The 17,504-nt window shown below is 44.8% G+C and carries 14 protein-coding genes and 2 tRNA genes; 9 read left to right on the forward strand and 7 right to left on the reverse strand.

The window, feature by feature from the left end:
• The first annotated feature begins 105 nt into the window (after positions 1 to 105).
• The 4 genes from AC5JP1_RS10750 (at position 106) to AC5JP1_RS10765 (ending at position 3,940) form a co-directional block, all read left to right on the forward strand.
• Positions 106 to 1,269 carry a homoserine kinase gene (locus tag AC5JP1_RS10750; protein WP_493844115.1) on the forward strand — a complete coding sequence of 388 codons (1,164 nt, stop codon included), beginning with the start codon at positions 106 to 108 and terminating at the stop codon, positions 1,267 to 1,269.
• Between the two features lie 78 nt (positions 1,270 to 1,347).
• Positions 1,348 to 1,671, forward strand: a complete 324-nt coding sequence (locus tag AC5JP1_RS10755) for a hypothetical protein (RefSeq protein WP_493844116.1) — start codon at positions 1,348 to 1,350, stop codon at positions 1,669 to 1,671.
• Complete coding sequence (locus tag AC5JP1_RS10760) at positions 1,672 to 2,592, forward strand: class II glutamine amidotransferase (RefSeq protein WP_493844117.1); 921 nt, start codon at positions 1,672 to 1,674, stop codon at positions 2,590 to 2,592.
• Positions 2,593 to 2,641: 49 nt separating this feature from the next.
• Positions 2,642 to 3,940 (forward strand): PDDEXK-like family protein, encoded by a 1,299-nt coding sequence (locus AC5JP1_RS10765; protein WP_493844118.1) that lies wholly within the window; start codon positions 2,642 to 2,644, stop codon positions 3,938 to 3,940.
• On the opposite strand, the gene AC5JP1_RS10770 is transcribed toward AC5JP1_RS10765, so the two are convergent.
• Both AC5JP1_RS10770 and AC5JP1_RS10775 read right to left on the reverse strand, forming a co-directional pair.
• Positions 3,912 to 4,484, reverse strand: a complete 573-nt coding sequence (locus tag AC5JP1_RS10770; protein WP_493844119.1) for a YchJ family protein — start codon at positions 4,482 to 4,484, stop codon at positions 3,912 to 3,914. The two genes, AC5JP1_RS10765 and AC5JP1_RS10770, sit on opposite strands and share 29 nt — an antisense overlap.
• A gap of 29 nt (positions 4,485 to 4,513) precedes the next feature.
• Positions 4,514 to 5,230 (reverse strand): metal-dependent hydrolase, encoded by a 717-nt coding sequence (locus tag AC5JP1_RS10775; RefSeq protein ID WP_493844120.1) that lies wholly within the window; start codon positions 5,228 to 5,230, stop codon positions 4,514 to 4,516.
• Between the two features lie 127 nt (positions 5,231 to 5,357).
• On the opposite strand from AC5JP1_RS10775, the gene AC5JP1_RS10780 reads away from it, so the two are divergent.
• Both AC5JP1_RS10780 and acnA read left to right on the forward strand, forming a co-directional pair.
• On the forward strand, positions 5,358 to 6,374 hold the full coding sequence (locus AC5JP1_RS10780) for a DUF3025 domain-containing protein (RefSeq protein WP_493844121.1): 1,017 nt from the start codon (positions 5,358 to 5,360) through the stop codon (positions 6,372 to 6,374).
• Between the two features lie 334 nt (positions 6,375 to 6,708).
• Complete coding sequence (acnA, locus tag AC5JP1_RS10785) at positions 6,709 to 9,546, forward strand: aconitate hydratase AcnA (protein ID WP_493844122.1); 2,838 nt, start codon at positions 6,709 to 6,711, stop codon at positions 9,544 to 9,546.
• Between the two features lie 100 nt (positions 9,547 to 9,646).
• On the opposite strand, the gene AC5JP1_RS10790 is transcribed toward acnA, so the two are convergent.
• The 5 genes from AC5JP1_RS10790 to gltX all read right to left on the reverse strand — a co-directional run bounded on the left by AC5JP1_RS10790 (position 9,647) and on the right by gltX (position 13,084).
• A complete protein-coding gene (locus AC5JP1_RS10790; protein WP_493844123.1) occupies positions 9,647 to 10,300 on the reverse strand; it encodes a LysE family translocator in 654 nt (217 codons plus the stop codon).
• A 291-nt stretch (positions 10,301 to 10,591) separates the two neighbouring features.
• Positions 10,592 to 10,667: transfer RNA gene (locus AC5JP1_RS10795), tRNA-Glu, on the reverse strand.
• A 156-nt stretch (positions 10,668 to 10,823) separates the two neighbouring features.
• Positions 10,824 to 10,899 (reverse strand) — tRNA-Ala (locus AC5JP1_RS10800).
• Between the two features lie 122 nt (positions 10,900 to 11,021).
• Positions 11,022 to 11,387: a hypothetical protein gene (locus AC5JP1_RS10805; protein WP_493844124.1), complete on the reverse strand. Its 366-nt coding sequence runs from the start codon at positions 11,385 to 11,387 to the stop codon at positions 11,022 to 11,024.
• A gap of 173 nt (positions 11,388 to 11,560) precedes the next feature.
• Entirely contained in the window at positions 11,561 to 13,084 is a 1,524-nt protein-coding gene (gltX, locus tag AC5JP1_RS10810; protein WP_493844125.1) for a glutamate--tRNA ligase, read from the reverse strand.
• Between the two features lie 367 nt (positions 13,085 to 13,451).
• Between gltX and rsmH the strand changes: the two genes are divergently transcribed.
• The 3 genes from rsmH to AC5JP1_RS10825 all read left to right on the forward strand — a co-directional run bounded on the left by rsmH (position 13,452) and on the right by AC5JP1_RS10825 (position 17,468).
• A complete protein-coding gene (gene rsmH, locus AC5JP1_RS10815) occupies positions 13,452 to 14,489 on the forward strand; it encodes a 16S rRNA (cytosine(1402)-N(4))-methyltransferase RsmH (RefSeq protein ID WP_493844477.1) in 1,038 nt (345 codons plus the stop codon).
• Positions 14,490 to 14,910: 421 nt separating this feature from the next.
• Positions 14,911 to 15,390 (forward strand): cell division protein FtsL, encoded by a 480-nt coding sequence (gene ftsL, locus AC5JP1_RS10820; protein ID WP_319052334.1) that lies wholly within the window; start codon positions 14,911 to 14,913, stop codon positions 15,388 to 15,390.
• Positions 15,387 to 17,468, forward strand: a complete 2,082-nt coding sequence (locus AC5JP1_RS10825; RefSeq protein ID WP_493844126.1) for a peptidoglycan D,D-transpeptidase FtsI family protein — start codon at positions 15,387 to 15,389, stop codon at positions 17,466 to 17,468. The genes ftsL and AC5JP1_RS10825 overlap by 4 nt, the downstream gene beginning before the upstream one ends.
• Positions 17,469 to 17,504 lie beyond the last annotated feature (36 nt).

The following is a 17,504-nucleotide window of genomic DNA, read 5'->3' on the forward strand; positions in this document are numbered from 1 at the left end:
CGTAATGGTCACTATTATTGTCTGCCGCCACATTTATTATTACCCAAATTGAATTTATTATTTCACGTACTACTTTTACCATTTAACCGTCATAAGTGAGATGTCATGTCCGTCTATACCCAGTTAACCGATGATCAGTTTGCCGCCTTTTGCCAAAGCTTTGGTGTGTCGTTCGTCCGTGCGATTCCGATTACTCAAGGTATCAAAAACTCAAACTGGTTTATTCAGACGACTGACGATGTAGAGGGTGCATACTCTTATGTATTTACCTTGTTTGAAGAGCGTCCACCTGCTGATATCGAAAAAATGGCAGTCATCCTAAATCAGTTAGACGGTAAACTGCCTGTTGCCGCGCCATTGGCAGTTATTGAATCGAGTAGCTCTCAAACAGATGATGATAAACGTTATGTCATCCATTATGAAGACAAGGCAATTACCCTAGTGCCATGCCTATCAGGATCGCATCCAGAGCAAACCACGCAAGCGATGTGTCACGATATAGGTGCGGCGTTAGCCATGCTACATGAGACGCTGCAAGCACTACAGCCAAGTGAGCAATATGGCGTACCTTTATATCCATGGGCGGATGTACGTGACCGCGAAATGCAGTTTATGCCAGGTGACGAAGCCAAATTGATGAGTGATATTTGGCAGTCTTATCGCGATCTACCGCTGACCACATTGCCAAATGGCTTATGTCATTTAGATATGTTTGCTGACAACACATTGTGGAATCTACAAAAAGGGGAAGCGCGTCTGACGGGTCTGTTAGATTTCACTGAAGTCAGTGTCGAGCACTATGTGATGGATATTGCTATCACTATCAATGATTTTTGTACCACGTGGGGCGTCGCTGAGCAGGGCGAGTCTGTGAACTTTGATCGCAATAAAATGGCGGCATTCTTACAAGGTTATGAATCGATACGCCCACTAAATACTGATGAGAAACGTGCACTACCTGTTATGCTAGCAAAAGCAGCAGTGATATTCTGGTTACTGCGTCTAAACGTGATTCATTACAACCGTACCGAAGGACGTACGGGTGACAACATCATGGTCAAAAACCCTGACTTGATGAAGCGTTTAGCCGCCTATCATTGGGCACATGTCGAAAAAGCGCAGAACGCAGTGTTTGTATTATCGAACACACAGAACAATCACATTGCTGGTGTGTTTAGTAGCATGGCACAAGCCGAGCAAGCACACGAAAAATTAACTAACAGTAGTGAGTTTGCAGTCAAAGAATATACACTAGATCAAGTATCCTAAACATTGCTTATCCATTTACCCTAGTAACAAATATGCTAGCAGTAGATATCCTAGTAGCAGCACTTTGGAGACGACCCCATGACCGATCAAGTTGATAACTGGCACAAACTGGCACGTTTCGATACCAATATGCAAGGCGAGCTGCATGCCAACCTGCTACGCAATAATGGCATCACGGTGTCTCTACAGCCGCTAAGTGCTATCCCTGGTATGAACTCTGGTATAGTGCTTTGGGTAGAGGGTACAGAGCTGGCAGCAGCCCAGCGTATCTTAGAGGGTATCGATACAGACAGTAGTGCTAGGGCTGATCTACTCGCCAATATGAGCGATGCTGAGCTCGGTATCACGCCAGAAACCGAGCACAATCATGGCAAACAAGACTATAAAGACGGTGAACTATAAATGTGTCAACTCTTAGGAATGAACTGCAATACCCCAACAGATATTGGCTTTAGTTTTTCAGGTTTTCGCAAACGCGGCGGAATGACAGACAGTCACGAAGACGGCTTTGGTATTGCGTTTTTTGAACGTAGCGAATGCAGCAATAATAACAATACTAACGATGGCACGGTAAATGATTCAACAGGCCTGCGTCTATTTCATGACAATAGACCGAGCCACCTGTCACCAGTGGCTGACTTGGTGAACAATTACCCAATCAAAGCCATGAATGTCATCGCTCATATTCGTAAAGCGACGCAAGGGCAGAACTGCTTGGCAAATACGCATCCGTTCGTCCGTGAAGTATGGGGCGAGCAGTGGGTGTTTGCGCACAATGGACAGATGAATAGCGAGTTTATTAAACGCTGCCAACGCCTGCAAGACAACGGTAATGCCGCGCATTGTCAGCCAGTGGGTAGCACTGACTCTGAAATGATCTTTTGCTATCTCATTAATCGTTTAAAGAGTAGCTTCAAAACTCGTCCTGACGACCAAACACTGTTTAATTTTTTGACCACGCAGTGTCGCTATCTGTCTGCAAATGGTCTATTCAACTGCTTGATATCGAACGGCAAGTGGCAACTGGCTTATGCGGGCAGTTTGTTGTTTTATCTAACGCGAAAAGCACCATTTGGTGAGGCTAAATTATCAGACGACGATCTGGCGATTAACTTCGGTGATGTGACCACAGACACAGATAAAGTCACGATCTTGGTCACCGTGCCGCTCACTGAAAATGAGAAATGGCAGCAGCTCGCCGTCAATGAGTGCTTAATCTTTCAAGATGGCGACGTCATTTATAAAGACAGCCCAAGCCAGCGCAAGTTTTTAACAGTCGAGGAAGGGATTGCGATTGCAAGAGAAGTTGGGGCGAGTGTTTAGGATAAGCGTAGCAGTCAACATTAACACCAATGAAAAGTAACGAGCAACTATGGTCTACAACAATCTTTTCCAAGCCTTAGAAGAAATTGATCAGGCAGGGATAGAAGAAGCATCTAATACTAAATATGGTTTTAATGTATTTTCCATTTTAAGAAGAGATGATGAAGAAGTGGGTCTACATTCTAAGTTTTTAGCGGAGCTTTTAAATCCAACAGGTAGCCATGGTATGGATGCCTTTCAAAAGCTATTTATCGACCAAGTAGTGAACGTAGCTTTTGAAAATAAAGATGAAAAACGTCTGCCGCTTTGTCCAAATCAGCCTTATACGTGTCAAACTGAAGTAACTATCAAAAACTCTGGTCGGATAGATATTGTTTTAAAAAATAAAGAAAATATCATCGTTATTGAAAACAAGATCAATGCTTATGATCAAAAAGAACAGCTTCAACGTTATTATGAAGCTTGTAAAAATATAGGCTACACATCAGAAAATATCTATATCTTATATTTAAATAAATATGGCGATCCAGTTAGTGTTTATAGTAAAGGAAATTTAAAAGAGAGTGATTTTGCGCAAATCAGCTATAAAGAGGATATTGCCAATTGGTTAGATACTTGTATTGTTGAGGCAAGACCGTATCCACATATTGAGCACACACTATTACAGTATAGAAGGCTGGTGGGAAAACTAACAGGTGATACAAGGTCGGCAAAAATGAAACAAGCGCATATTGAACTATTATATCAAAAAGAGAATTTTAAGCTGGCGTATGAGCTGAGTGAGTCGCTTGTCAGCTTTCAAATTGATTTGCAAAAGAAATTTTGGCAAGAGTTACAAGAAATATTAAAGAAGAAAGGCTATGATTTCAATTTTTGCGATAAGAATCTACAATTGTGTGATAGAAATAAAAAAATTAAGAACTACTATAAATCTAGAACACCATCAAGATTCTACGGCATACAATCTTTACTTGGTAGTTTTGGTATCTATGGCGTTCATTTTTTTATACAGTTGAACCATAACATTTACTACGGTATAACTATCTCTCAAAATAGCAAACGTATTCCGTATGTGAATGAATTAGATTGTTTAGCAGCTACAATTAAAAGCTCAAATATAGAGATGGTTGATAATGGTAACAAATGGTTCTTAGGAGGTCATCTTAAACCAACCCAACTTCTAAATTTCTTTGAAGCTGAAAGCCTTTATCAAATTACTAACAATGATAATAGAGCACAATGGATTGAACAAACCACCAATGAGATTGTGTCTTTTATTGAAAGCGTCAAAGGCCTTGAGCTTATTGATGTTCAGTCGGCTACAAACACATCCCACAACACCGCTTAAATTTTTCACCAGAACCACAAATACACGGTTGTTTTTGTGTCATCTTCATCGCAACCGTCGGGTCTAAAAAGTACCAACGCGCATCATTACTAGACTTGTCTATTGTTTTCACAAAGGTAGATAACTCATGATGCGCTTGTATTTTTCCTGCTAAATTACGAGCATTATCTTTGGTATTAAAATATGCCTTAAACTCAACCTGCGCATGTCTTTTGCCCAGCTTTGGCGTATGCTTCACAATCTCTAACCCTGCCCAGTCCGTCTCTTTTGCCCAACTCTCAATCGATGTGACGTCAAGCAAAGCCTGCTGTGTAGGTAGCGTGGTCTTAACGATATACTCTGGTTTGACGAGTACAAATGCACTATAGCGCGACCGCATAAGCCGCTCGGCTGTTTCAGCCTTTAGCCCACCTACTTCGCCATCATAAAAAGCATCATGATAAGGCTGGCAGCAGTCTTGATAGGAGAGCGGCGAGTCTGTCTCTGATAACGGATTGATTTGGCAAGGGCAGGTTTGGGTAGTAGATGGTATAAAAAGTGACATATCATACTCTAATGATTGGCAGTAATAGTTTACCGTAGCATATTTTCTAGGAGTGTCGGCAGCATACCAACTCTTAGCTGTGCCCATGCAGAAGGATCACTTAGTCGCGACCAAAACATCTCAAAAGGCGGAGCGACATACACCAGTAATACAAGGATAGTATATAAGAGCAAGTACCACCATTTATCTTTTGGTTGGTAGAACTTCATCGCCGTGCCCGATGAGCGCTTCATTTTCATATTAGACAGATTCACGCTATACAGCTCGTCCAATGATAAGTGCACTATCGCCCCGCCAAACAAAAACAGACCGTAAAACCAGCTGGTCGTCAGTGGTAGGTGTAGACCGTAATAACTTAAACACGTCAGACCCAATCCCAGTATCGCCATATATGGCACAGAGTGGATGACGCCGCGATGCACAGTCATCGTAGTAAAAATATGAAAAACGACATAACGCATAAAACAGTAGCCGGCCAGCCATAATGCTATCAGTGACAGTAAGCTCAGCTCACTGCGCCAGTGCATGACCAAACCAAAGGCAAAGACAAAAGAGGTGATATTAAAACCAAGTTTAATCGGTGTTGAGTTATCCGAATCTAAATCTGGTAACAACCCGCCAATAGTACCAAGTGCCACACACATCAAAAACCCTGAGTCGTCGATCAGTCCAGCTTTATATACGGTCAGACTCATGGCACCGCTAACCATAAATGCAACGTTTAAGTGGGTATTAAAATTTGCCATAAAAACTCATTTATCCATCGCGCTCGAAAAGACCTTTCGAATCGCTCATCTAGCTGTAAAAAAGCGCACCATGATACCATAGACCGTCCATACGTCTAACAGAGATAAACCTTAAGAGATAGCCCTTATGCCCGCCAATAACTTGCCCGCCAAAACAAATCCCGACACAGACAACAACGACCCTTCTATCGTAAAGGGTACACTTGATAAGTCCTTTGCCGATATTGACTGGCAAGCACCGTGGCTGTCTCATATTGCTCAGCTTAATTACCTCAGCACAACCATCGAGCACCTTAGCAATACCAGTCGCCAAGTAGACAGTATGGGCACACCAAAAGCTGTCGGTCGTACACCTGATGTCGTTGGTACGGTATTAAAAGCAGCAATGGAGCGGCAAGCGGCGGCTTTGGAGCAACCCTTACCACAGACCAAACCAGCTGGTGACAACAAGCCGCAGATCCTACAGTTCGTCTCTCAAAATGCATTACCCGTTGGTGAGGCGTATGAGCATTTCATCGGGACGAGCGGCAATATCCCAACGCGGGACAATCTGCATGATTTATTTAACGGTAGTATCTGGCTGACTTTCCCAAAAACCAAGGCAGTGCTCAACTACTATCATATGCTGGAGATCGCCAAGCAAGGCGTTAGTGAGCGACGAGGACGGGTACGTGACACCATTACGGTGTTCGATGAGAATGGCGCCGTGCTGGTGACTTCTGATGTTAGTATCGGTGAGGCGTTGGTTAGTTTTGACTGGCAGGCAAGTTTGGTTAAGCCACGTGCTAAATGGGACAACCCAGCACAACCTGATAACAGCGCTCAGGCAGCAGTCTATATCTTTGGGCATGCACTACTTGAGCAACTGATACAACCGCGCAAGCCATTATGTGCGCATAGTATTGTCATTCATGTTTCACAAGAGTTCTTTATCTTATCATTGGCTGAACGTATGAGCTATTTGGATGATAAGGTTGCCAAATACATGGACACGTTATTATCAAATGATGATGTCAAGCCACACCAGCTTGCGCCGCTACCGATTTTAGGCGTGCCGCATTTCTGGGCAGCAAACGCCGTGACCGAGTTTTATGACGACAGCTACGTGTTCCGTAATGGCAGACGCCAAAAACCCAGCAAGTGATAGCTCCCGTCGCTAGTATATAGCTCATTAAGCCTTTGTTACGTTTACGATTGTGCCACGATTCAATAACGTCTAGACGTTAACAAAGCCTTGCATGTTTGTTATGGTAAAAGAAGCTTTTGTTGAGCGAGCAAATAGCGTTATCAAAGCAGCGTTTTAAAATAGCATTGTTAAAGTAACGTTATTTTCTTTGCGAGCAGAAGCGGTCATAAGATAAATCGACGACACCTTTTGATTATCAAAATCAATTCGATCATTTATTCAGCCACCAGTCATATACCTACACCCATAATAATTGACGTCTAGGATCTATAACAACGATAAGGAAGCTATCATGAGTGATATTTTTAATGTAAAAGACACCCTCTCAGTCGCTGGCAAGGAACATGCCTTTTATAGTTTGCCAAAGCTGACCGAAACTTACGAACATATCAATACCCTACCATTTTGTATGAAAGTGGTATTAGAAAACCTATTGCGCAACGAAGATGGCGGCCAGTCAGTCGGTAAAAACCATATCGAAGCGGTGGCAAACTGGGATGCAGGCGCTGAGGCATCAAAAGAAATCGCCTTTATGCCAGCGCGTGTGGTCTTGCAAGATTTTACTGGTGTGCCGTCAGTTGTTGATTTGGCCGCGATGCGTGATGCAGTGGTTGAGCTGGGCGGTAAGGCTGAGCAAATCAATCCGTTTATCCCTAGTGAGCTGGTCGTTGATCACTCTGTACAGGTCGATGCTTATGGCCGTGAGGACGCACTAGATCTCAACGAAAAAATCGAATTTAAGCGTAACAATGAGCGCTATGAGTTTTTGCATTGGGGCAAACAAGCCTTTGAAAACTTCGTCGTCGTACCACCAGCGACAGGTATCGTGCATCAGGTAAACCTCGAATATCTCGCTCGCGTCGTGATGGCAGCAGATGTTGATGGCGAACTGATGGCTTATCCAGACACCGTATTTGGTACAGACAGCCACACCACGATGATTAATGGTATCGGTGTGCTTGGTTGGGGTGTGGGCGGTATCGAAGCCGAAGCGGCGATGCTGGGCCAACCTTCCTCGATGCTAATTCCGCAAGTGGTCGGGTTTGAGCTCAAAGGCAAGCTAACTGAGGGTGTCACGGCGACCGATTTAGTATTACGTGTGGTAGAAATGCTACGTGCACATGGCGTGGTCGGTAAGTTCGTTGAGTTTTATGGTGAAGGCCTGCACAGTATGCCGCTAGCAGACCGCGCTACCATTGCTAATATGTCACCAGAGTATGGCGCGACTTGTGGTATCTTCCCAATTGATCAGATGGCAATTGATTATCTGCGTCTGTCAGGCCGTGATGAAGCTCAAATTGAGTTGGTTGAGCAATATGCCAAGGCGCAGGGTCTGTGGCACGATGCTGATACACCAGCAGCAACATACTCGAGCAAGCTAGAGTTAGATCTGTCGTCAGTACAACCAGCACTGGCTGGTCCTAATTTGCCGCAGCAGCGTATCAATCTGTCTGATATGCATGAAAAATTTGGCGAAACGCTGGAGAAGATGAATAAAGACCGTAAAGTAGAAGTGGACGGTAAGATACGCTTTGATCAAGAGGGCGGCGAGCAAGAGCAAGCAGAAGATCTAGCGGCTGAACCAAAGATTGAAGTTGACACAAGAGACGATGATCTAAAGCATGCTCCGGCAAATAACGTCTTCTCAAATGTCAGTATTGATGATAAGCAGCACAAATTAAGAGATGGTTCTGTGGTCATCGCTGCCATTACTTCTTGTACCAACACCTCAAACCCAGCGGTTATGATTGGTGCCGGGCTAGTGGCCAAAAAAGCCGCTGCCAAAGGACTCAAAGCCAAGCCATGGGTCAAAACGTCATTGGCTCCTGGTTCTAAAGTCGTCACTGATTACTTAGAAAAAACTAACCTTATGGATGAGCTAGAAAAAACAGGCTTCTATCTTGTGGGTTATGGTTGCACCACCTGTATCGGTAACTCAGGACCACTTCCTGAAGCGATTGAAAAAGGTATTGAAGAGAATGATTTGGTTGCTGCTGCAGTACTGTCAGGTAACCGTAACTTTGAAGGTCGTATCCACTCACATGTGAAGGCCAGTTATTTGGCATCACCGCCGCTAGTAGTTGCCTATGCGTTGGCAGGTACGGTCGACATCGACTTGACTACTCATCCACTAGCACAAGATCAAGACGGTAACGATGTCTATCTAAAAGACATCTGGCCAACTTCAGAAGAGATCAACGAGTTGATTGCCAATAACATCGATGCTGATATGTTCCGCAAAAACTATGGCGAAGTGTTCGACGGTAGTGCCGCGTGGAATGCGATTAGCTCAGCGGACAGCCAGCTGTATCCGTGGGACGAAGGCTCGACCTATATCAAAAACCCACCGTTCTTTGATGGTATGACTATGGAGCCAGAAGGTATCCCTGATATCGAAGGCGCACGTATCCTTGGTCTGTTCGGTGATTCAATCACCACCGATCATATCTCACCAGCGGGTAACATCGACCCAGACTCACCAGCAGGACAGTACTTGCAAGAGCGCGGCGTGATGGAAGCAGACTTCAACAGCTATGGTTCACGCCGTGGTAACGATGCAGTCATGACCCGTGGTACTTTTGCCAACATCCGTATCAAAAACACCATGATGGGTGGCAAGGAAGGCGGTTGTACCTATTACTTCAAAGATGACAGCGCTACGCTACAAGATGGTGAAGAAATGCCCATCTATAATGCAGCGATGAAGTATAAAGAAGACAAGCGTCCGCTCGTCGTACTTGGTGGGTCAGAGTATGGTTCTGGTTCGAGCCGTGATTGGGCAGCCAAAGGTACTATCTTGCTAGGTGTAAAAGCCGTGTTGACCAGCTCGTTTGAGCGTATTCACCGCTCAAACCTCGTCGGTATGGGTGTGTTGCCATTGACGTTTAAAGACGGTCAAAATGCAGAAACCTACAAACTAGATGGTTCTGAAGTATTGAGCATCACGGGTCTGGATAATGGTGAAAGCAAAACCGCCAAAGTCACGGCTACACGTGCTGATGGGTCGAGCGAGACCTTTGAAGTCAATGTCGGTCTACAAACGCCAAAAGAGCGCGAATATGTACGTCATGGTGGTGTATTGCACTATGTACTACGTCAATTGGCTGCTGAGAGCAAAGAAGCTGGCTAGTAGTTAGTTAAGCTTTATATGACAAAAAGCCCAATCTCCGTCAAAGTAGGGGATTGGGCTTTTTTATGAAAGACGTTTTTTATTCTTGTTACTTTACTTTTCAAGCCTTTTCAGTCAACAACTTAATCCCCAAGCCTACAAACACCACACCGCTGATTCTATTGAGCATTGTTTCAATATAGGGGTTCTCACGCAAGCGTGTACTAAACCGCGCTGTTAATAGTGCCAAACATAAGCACCATATAAACCCAGTGGTAGCAAAGGTCAGTCCCAACATTAAAAATGACAGCATGCCATAAGCATAACTAGAATCGATAAACTGAGGAAAAAACGCGAGGAAAAATAGAGCGACCTTTGGATTAAGTACATTAGTTAACACGCCTTGCTTATAGATTTGCCAACCTTCTTTACCCTGTTTGCTGACAACGTTTTGATCATCAGCTAAACTATTCGCTATTGAATTTGAATTTTTGCTTAGTAGCATTTTTAGACCTAAGTAGCATAAGTAAGTCGCACCGATATATTTGACGACCATAAATGCTGTAGGAGAGTTGGCAAGCAATACTGACAATCCTAGCGCCGCTAATAGAGTATGTACCAAAATTCCTGAGGTGATACCCAATACCGAATGAAATCCTGCTGTTTGTCCCTGCGAGATACTACGGGTGATGATGTACATGCTATCCGTACCTGGCGTTAGGTTTAACAAAATAGCCGCCAAGATAAACCCCAGATAATTCTCGATACCAAACATCGCAATCACTTCCCTTCAATCACGCTACGCTCATCATTTGTAGTATGTGGCTGCACTTTGTAAATACGCTTATCAGTTCGATGTTAACGAGTATTAGATAGGTTGGCAATAGCGCTATCAACAGTAAGCTGGGAGCTATTAATAATAAGCTAACGACAACAGAATAAAGGATTTCGAGAAACGACAGGCATAAAAAAGCCCAGTCACCGTATGATGATTGGGCTTTTTTATTGTTCGCTTATTAGTCTAATCTGATGCTAAGCAAAAGTGCTAATAAGTGACGCCGAATAGTGGCGTCCCCAGGGGGATTCGAACCCCCGTTACCGCCGTGAAAGGGCGGTGTCCTAGGCCTCTAGACGATGGGGACGCATAGAGTGTTATAACCAGTGGTTACAACGGTACTTCACAATATCAGATAGCTTATCTATAAATAGAGCAAGCATTGCCTAGGTGCTGATATCGTCCTACTAGCGAGTATTTATTATTACGTTTCAGTAATACTGAGCGTTGCTATAAATAAGTATGGTGGAGCTAAACGGAGTCGAACCGTTGACCCCTTGCATGCCATGCAAGTGCTCTACCAACTGAGCTATAGCCCCTCGCTAAGAGTGTGCGTATTTTATGTAAGAGCGGCAGTCTTGTCAACAACTATTTTAAAAATAATTCATAAATATGCAAAAAAAAGCGTTTTGGCCTATTTTAAAGGCTAAACACGTCCGAATTAGCGTGGATTTTGCTTAAGCGCAATCTCTTTGATGGCTTTATCGGTATAAAAGTCTTCTTCGCTGCCATCAGAAAAAATAATCGCACAGCATTCAGTCGGCATATATTGACCGCCTTTTTCTCGGATCGTTCTTATACCTTTGACGCCAATGATGTCATATTTACTCAATTTATCTAGATTATGCTTGGTGTGACCACAGTAAGCGGTATATATCCATTTTAAATCTTCGAAGTCTTGGCCCTTGGTCAGGGTTAAAGTTGCATCAAACAGCTCCTTTATGAGGGCATCATAATATTTCTGTGCTTCTTTTAAAGTATTGAAGACGTAGTCTTTGCTTTCTATCGTGACGGTTTTGGCGGCCATGTTTGTTTCCAATTAAAAGGTTTAATAAAAGACATCTAACGATCTGAGGGTGTAGTGGCTAATAACAACGAAAAAAGGGTCAGAGATGGACTGACCCTTTTACATTCGATAAGTTTGGCTAATTGGCTGAAACTATTTAGGCTGTTTAGCCGATAAACTATGCAGCAACTGAACTATTCAGCAGAGGCTAAGAAATCTGGTAATTCTGCCGCTTGTTTTTCAAGCTTTTTAAGTTTCTTTTTACCTAAACCACCTAGTACATCAACCGCATGACGCAAGCGAGTCAATGTCATATCAGCACCGATAATCGCCATGGAGTTCATAACGGGCGTCGATGAGGTGCTACCAGCGATAGCGATAAAGAACGGCGCCATAAAGTCGCGCATCTTGATATCCAGGTGAGCAGCAAGGCCTTTTAACGTGGCATAGATGTTTTCTTCCGACCACGTTGGTAGGGTCTCAAGCTGCCAAAGCGCCAATTGCAGCATCTCGATAATTTGCTCAGGTGCAAGCGTCTTATGAGTGAAGCTCTCAGCATTGATATCAGGTAGGTTTTGGAAGTAAAAACCACCCCAATTAACCGCATCAGACAATAGCTCGATACGTGGTTGAATCGCCGCTGCGATAGCAGTCAGTTTGTCACTGTTGCTGGCCCATTCAAGAATTTTATTCTTTAGCTCTTCAGGGCTAAGCGCACGCAGCCATTCGCTATTTACCCAGTTAAGTTTTTCGATATCGAAAATTGGGCCGCCAAGCGACACACGCTGAATATCAAAGCTGGCAATCATCTCATCCAAAGTAAACTGCTCAGCATCATTAGGCATTGAGTAGCCCATACGACCGAGATAGTTTAATAATGCTTCAGGCAGCACGCCTGCATCACGATAGTAGGTGATCGACGTTGGGTTTTTACGCTTAGACAGTTTTGATTTATCAGGGTTACGCAGCAGCGGCATATGGCAAAGCGTCGGCATTTCCCAACCAAAATACTCATAAAGCAGCTGATGTTTAGGCGCAGAGTTCAGCCACTCTTCACCGCGCATCACATGAGTGATGTCCATCAAATGATCATCAACGACGTTGGCTAAATGATAGGTTGGCATACCGTCTGTTTTTAGCAGCACTTGCATGTCGACTTGTGTCCAAGGAATCTCAACGATGCCGCGCAGCATGTCATTTACGTGACAGATGCCTTCAGTCGGTACACGCATACGAATCACATGCGGCTTGCCCTCGCTTACCAATTGCTCAGTTTTTTCCGGTGCAAGATGAGCACAGCGACCATCATAACGAGGGGTCTCGCCATTTGCCATTTGCTCAGCGCGCATGGTATCTAACTCTTCACTGGTACAAAAACAGCGAAACGCATGATCTTTTTCTATGAGTATCTCGGCGTGTTTTTTGTAGATATCGCTACGCTCGCTCTGACGATAAGGCGCATGTGGGCCACCAATATCTGGACCTTCCGCCCAATCTAGACCGACCCAACGTAAGGCGTCCAAAATCATTTGTTCTGATTGCTCAGTCGAGCGCGTCTGGTCAGTATCTTCGATACGTAAGATAAACTCGCCGCCATGCGCTTTGGCAAATGCTAAGTTAAATAGAGCAATATAGGCAGTGCCTACGTGTGGGAAACCAGTGGGTGATGGGGCGATACGCGTGCGCACAGGGCGTGTGCTGTCAGTAGAGGTTTGCATGGTAAAAGTCTCAAAATTTGCTATCGATATAAGCTATTAGTATAAATAGCGATGAAAGATATGAAGTCGATGTGAAGAAATAGCGTAAAATATAGCGCTAGTATAACAGAGACATGTGATATTTTTAATGAAAAGCCCTTCTAGTGCTTGACTAGCCGTGTATCCTTGCGATAATAATGCTAGGCAAGTCATAACTTGTTTATTTTCATCCAATTACTGGCCAGTATGGTCGTCATCTATTGAGTTGTTTGTGTCCCTATCAAAGTCTAAGCCAAAATCGAAAGCCAGTTCTTCTATTGCCACTGATCTCTCTGAGTCAGCGCCCAGCCCATCATTGACAAGTGATGTGTCTACGCAAAATGTCGATATGGATATTACTCACGCCCGTCATGAGGGCGCTATCACGTCTGATGAATTAAGTTTTGTCCATGATGCGGTGCTCCTACAAGAGACTGTCGCTGCAGTGCTGGGCGTAAAATCTCTACCCAAGCAAACTGATGGTAATAACCAAGATAGCTTAGATATAAGTGGAATCTACGTCGATGCTACCTTTGGTCGTGGCGGTCATAGCAGGCTACTACTGAGCCAACTCGCCGATGACGCCACACTGATTGTCTTTGACAAAGACCCGACGGCCATTAGCGTAGCACAAGAGTTGGCAAGTAAAGACAGCCGCGTGCGTGTGGTTCATGATAGCTTTGCGACCTTGACTGACAGTCTAGCTGCTATGGGCATCAGTGAAGTTGATGGCTTGATGGCGGATTTGGGCATTTCATCACCGCAGATTGATGATGGTAGTCGCGGCTTTAGCTTTATGCGTGATGGGGCAGTGGACATGCGTATGGATACCAGCCGCGGTCAGTCCGTTGCCGAGTGGCTTGAAACAGTCGATGATGAGACGTTGGCCAATGTGCTCTATGAGTTTGGTGAAGAGCGTCACAGTCGCCGTATTGCCCGCGCTATCAAACAGATGGAAAGTTATGACTCTACGCTTGAGTTGGCAGAAGTGATTAAGGTTGCGCATCCTAATTGGCAACGCGGTAAGCATCCAGCGACACAAAGCTTTCAGGCCATGCGTATTTTTATTAATAATGAGCTGGGCGATGTCGATGACTTTTTAGCGCAAAGCATTCCTATCTTAAAGTCAGGTGGTCAGCTGGCAGTGATTAGCTTTCATTCATTAGAAGATCGCCGTATCAAACAGTTTTTGCAGCGTCATAGTAAAGGTCAGTACCCAGAAGACGAAAATCTACCGATGCCACCGAATCGCCCGCGCTATTTTAGCAAGCCAAAACGCGTTGGCCCTAGCAAAGCTGAAACCAGTCAGAATCCGCGCGCGCGCAGCGCCTGGTTGCGACTGGCCACTCGTACTGATACAGCGTATCAGCAAACGGACGCATCATAAATCTTGGATGAAGTCACTAAGCAGGTCGCGTATGGTTACCATTGTCTATCTCAATGATGTGCAAATGTCTTAATCGCTACGCCACTGTTAAAAAGCTGTAAATATTGTCTGTTAGGCTCGGCAAATAATTTTTATCTGTTTCACGATCTATGAGACTTATGGGCTCATGGATCGATCGTCTTCTAAGCTAAAATTAAGTGTCCATTCATTTAATCTAGCACGACAGTAGATCTGGTTTTAACAGGATACATTAATAGTTGTAGACCTCTATAGTCATAGGCTTTTATAGTCAGGCTGCTACGGTCATACGATGGTTATCTCTGGTTTTATTTTTATTGATGGTACTGCTAGGCAATGTTAAGTTCGTTGTTTGCAACTCACTATTTACTTTATCGTTTACGTTCACTTTTTTGAGATCGTCATGGCAATATCTGACAAACCTGCAAATCGCCGCGCTGTACCCTCCAACACCGATATCGGTGAGCTGTTCGTGCGCCGATTCAATGTGGTAAGTATTTATGTGGTCGTACTGCTGCTATTGGCAGCCGCAATCGTCTGGAGTGGTATCAAAACTGCCGAAGAAGTTCAGCAATATCATCAGGATTATAAAACCTTGCAAGACATGAAAAAACAAGAGCGTAAGCTACAAGTAGAGCACCAACGGCTATTGATTGAGCAGCAAACTTTCAGTGCAACACCTCAGATTGCCAGCCGTGCCGTTGCTGAACTGGGCATGTACTCCCCAACCCTAAAAGACAAGCTTATTATCCAGCCTGGCGTCGCGACAGCGTTGGTGCCAGTAGTTTCTGATGACTCAGACGAAGAGTTGACTGACGCTACTGGCCCACGTGCTTCCACCGACATCTCTCCTGAAGAACCGGCAATGGAGGCAGGACAATGAGTGAGAAAAAAACCAAACCTACAGCAAAAAGCACCGGCAAAAAACCAGCCAGCGGTAAGGTAACAAAGCCGTTGCGCCGTGCTAGCGCTGCCAAATCTGGCCAAGCGAGTGATAAAGCGGCAGGCAATCGTAAGGCAAAGCTATTTGGCCGTATAAAAAAGAGCGATACCAAAGGCGCTTATAACGCTGGAAAAAACTCAAAGAGCAAACGAGGGTTCTTAGGTAAGGCCTCTGGCGCTTCTTCTCGTGGCGGTTTTGAGCAAGACAAAAACCGTTTTCGTACTGTTTGGGGTTTGGCGCTGGTAATATTAGTGTTATTGATTGGCCGTGCTTATTATATCCAAGTGGCTAATGCGCAGTTTTATCAAGACAAAGGTAATGAGCTCATTACCAGTGAGCGCACACAAAAATCTTATCGAGGCATGATTACAGATCGCAATAACTTACCGCTCGCAGTCAGTGCGCCGCTTGCGACCGTATCATTTAGTCCGCACGACTACGCAAGTGAATATTACGAGCTCAAACGCATTATTTTGACCAATCCTAGTAGTCCACAACTACAGGCGCGTATGCAAAAACGCTTGGATAATATGGATCTGATGACGCTAGCAACGGCTGCTAATATTTCAGTTGATGAGCTAAAAAAAGTCACCGCAATCGATGACAGTCTCGATGTGACTGACGAGGAAGCTGTCAAAGCGGCACTGCCATCTGGTGCAGGCTCGCATTATCTACCGCTGCTCAACAAAGTAACGCCAGAGATTGCTCAAAGCGTTAGCTCTCTTGACTTCCCTGGTGTCCACGAGAAAAACTTCTTTCAGCGTTATTATCCGCAGCCACAATCTAATGCGCAGCTACTAGGATTTATGGGACAGAATGCCAATGATCCCGAGGGCGGTTATGAGGGCCGTGCTGGTATTGAGCGTCAGCATGAAAAAGAGCTGGCAGGTGATGACGGTAAGGTACTGGTCTTAAAAGATGCCAAACAAAATAGCCTAAAAGAGATCAAGCAAATCGAGCCTGAGATACCAGGTAAAGATGTGGCACTGACGATTGATTCGCGTTTGCAGTATTTGCTCTACAAAGAGCTGGAGAAAGCAGGACGCTTGCAAAAAGCGCGCTGGTCAACAGGTATGATCGTCGATGTGCAGACAGGCGAGGTACTGGCACTATCGACATGGCCCTCATTCAACTCGAATAATCTCAATGAGATGACGGGCGAAAACCAACGTAACCGTGCGCTGTTAGATGTGTTCGAACCAGGTTCAGTTATGAAACCATTTACCGTTGCTGCTGCATTGGACTCGGGTAAATATACACCGACTACCTTAATTGATACCAATCCTGGCTCAATTCGCGTGCGCGGCTATACCATTCGAGATCATAACAATCTTGGCATGATCAATATGGCAACGCTGCTACAAAAATCCAGCAACGTTGCCTCCACCAAGATTGCGCTCTCGCTACCGCCTGAAGCCATTACCAATATGCAAAAACAGTTTGGTTTTGGTACAAAAACCCCTCTACAGTTCCCAGGTGAAGGCAGTGGTCTCATTGTGACACCAAAAGAAAAAGAAACCTCACGCCGTGCGACGGTCAGTTACGGTTACGGTCTACAAGTAACGCTAGCACAAGTGGCTCAGGCCTATTCAGCACTAGCGGCAGGCGGGGTAATGCACCCATTGACCTTGATCAAAAATGACAAGCCGCAGCCCAGCAAACGCATTATGGCGCGTGAGCAAGCGATGTCGATTGTCCAAATGCTCGAGAGTGTGACTGAGCCAGGCGGTACCGCTAAAGCCGCTGCTATTGATGGCTATCGTGTGGCCGGTAAGACAGGTACCTCGCGCCGCATCAATCCAGAAGGCGGCTATTACACTGATCAGTATCGTAATGTGTTTGCTGGTATGGCACCAGCCTCTAATCCAAAGCTGGTAGGCGTGATGCTTATTGAAGATCCGCGCGGTCAGATTTATGCGGGTCTAACGGTCGCACCTGTTTTCCACAACGTGATGAAAGAGGCGTTACGATTGTACAATGTGCCTTTGGATAAGCCGCTCAAAACAGAACCACAGTAGGCGTTGAATTATTTTAAGTAGTCAGCTCTTTTAAGT

This window comes from Psychrobacter sp. H29, assembly GCF_059073055.1.

What these genes read in the sequence shown, in the direction of transcription:
- AC5JP1_RS10770 (WP_493844119.1), bottom strand. Translation starts at nt 4,484, where the DNA reads ATGTCACTTTTTATACCATCTACTACCCAAACCTGCCCTTGCCAAATC.
- AC5JP1_RS10765 (WP_493844118.1), top strand. Translation starts at nt 2,642, where the DNA reads ATGGTCTACAACAATCTTTTCCAAGCCTTAGAAGAAATTGATCAGGCA.
- AC5JP1_RS10790 (WP_493844123.1), bottom strand. Translation starts at nt 10,300, where the DNA reads ATGTTTGGTATCGAGAATTATCTGGGGTTTATCTTGGCGGCTATTTTG.
- rsmH (WP_493844477.1), top strand. Translation starts at nt 13,452, where the DNA reads ATGGATATTACTCACGCCCGTCATGAGGGCGCTATCACGTCTGATGAA.
- ftsL (WP_319052334.1), top strand. Translation starts at nt 14,911, where the DNA reads ATGGCAATATCTGACAAACCTGCAAATCGCCGCGCTGTACCCTCCAAC.
- AC5JP1_RS10780 (WP_493844121.1), top strand. Translation starts at nt 5,358, where the DNA reads ATGCCCGCCAATAACTTGCCCGCCAAAACAAATCCCGACACAGACAAC.
- AC5JP1_RS10760 (WP_493844117.1), top strand. Translation starts at nt 1,672, where the DNA reads ATGTGTCAACTCTTAGGAATGAACTGCAATACCCCAACAGATATTGGC.
- AC5JP1_RS10755 (WP_493844116.1), top strand. Translation starts at nt 1,348, where the DNA reads ATGACCGATCAAGTTGATAACTGGCACAAACTGGCACGTTTCGATACC.
- AC5JP1_RS10775 (WP_493844120.1), bottom strand. Translation starts at nt 5,230, where the DNA reads ATGGCAAATTTTAATACCCACTTAAACGTTGCATTTATGGTTAGCGGT.
- AC5JP1_RS10805 (WP_493844124.1), bottom strand. Translation starts at nt 11,387, where the DNA reads ATGGCCGCCAAAACCGTCACGATAGAAAGCAAAGACTACGTCTTCAAT.
- AC5JP1_RS10750 (WP_493844115.1), top strand. Translation starts at nt 106, where the DNA reads ATGTCCGTCTATACCCAGTTAACCGATGATCAGTTTGCCGCCTTTTGC.
- AC5JP1_RS10825 (WP_493844126.1), top strand. Translation starts at nt 15,387, where the DNA reads ATGAGTGAGAAAAAAACCAAACCTACAGCAAAAAGCACCGGCAAAAAA.
- acnA (WP_493844122.1), top strand. Translation starts at nt 6,709, where the DNA reads ATGAGTGATATTTTTAATGTAAAAGACACCCTCTCAGTCGCTGGCAAG.
- gltX (WP_493844125.1), bottom strand. Translation starts at nt 13,084, where the DNA reads ATGCAAACCTCTACTGACAGCACACGCCCTGTGCGCACGCGTATCGCC.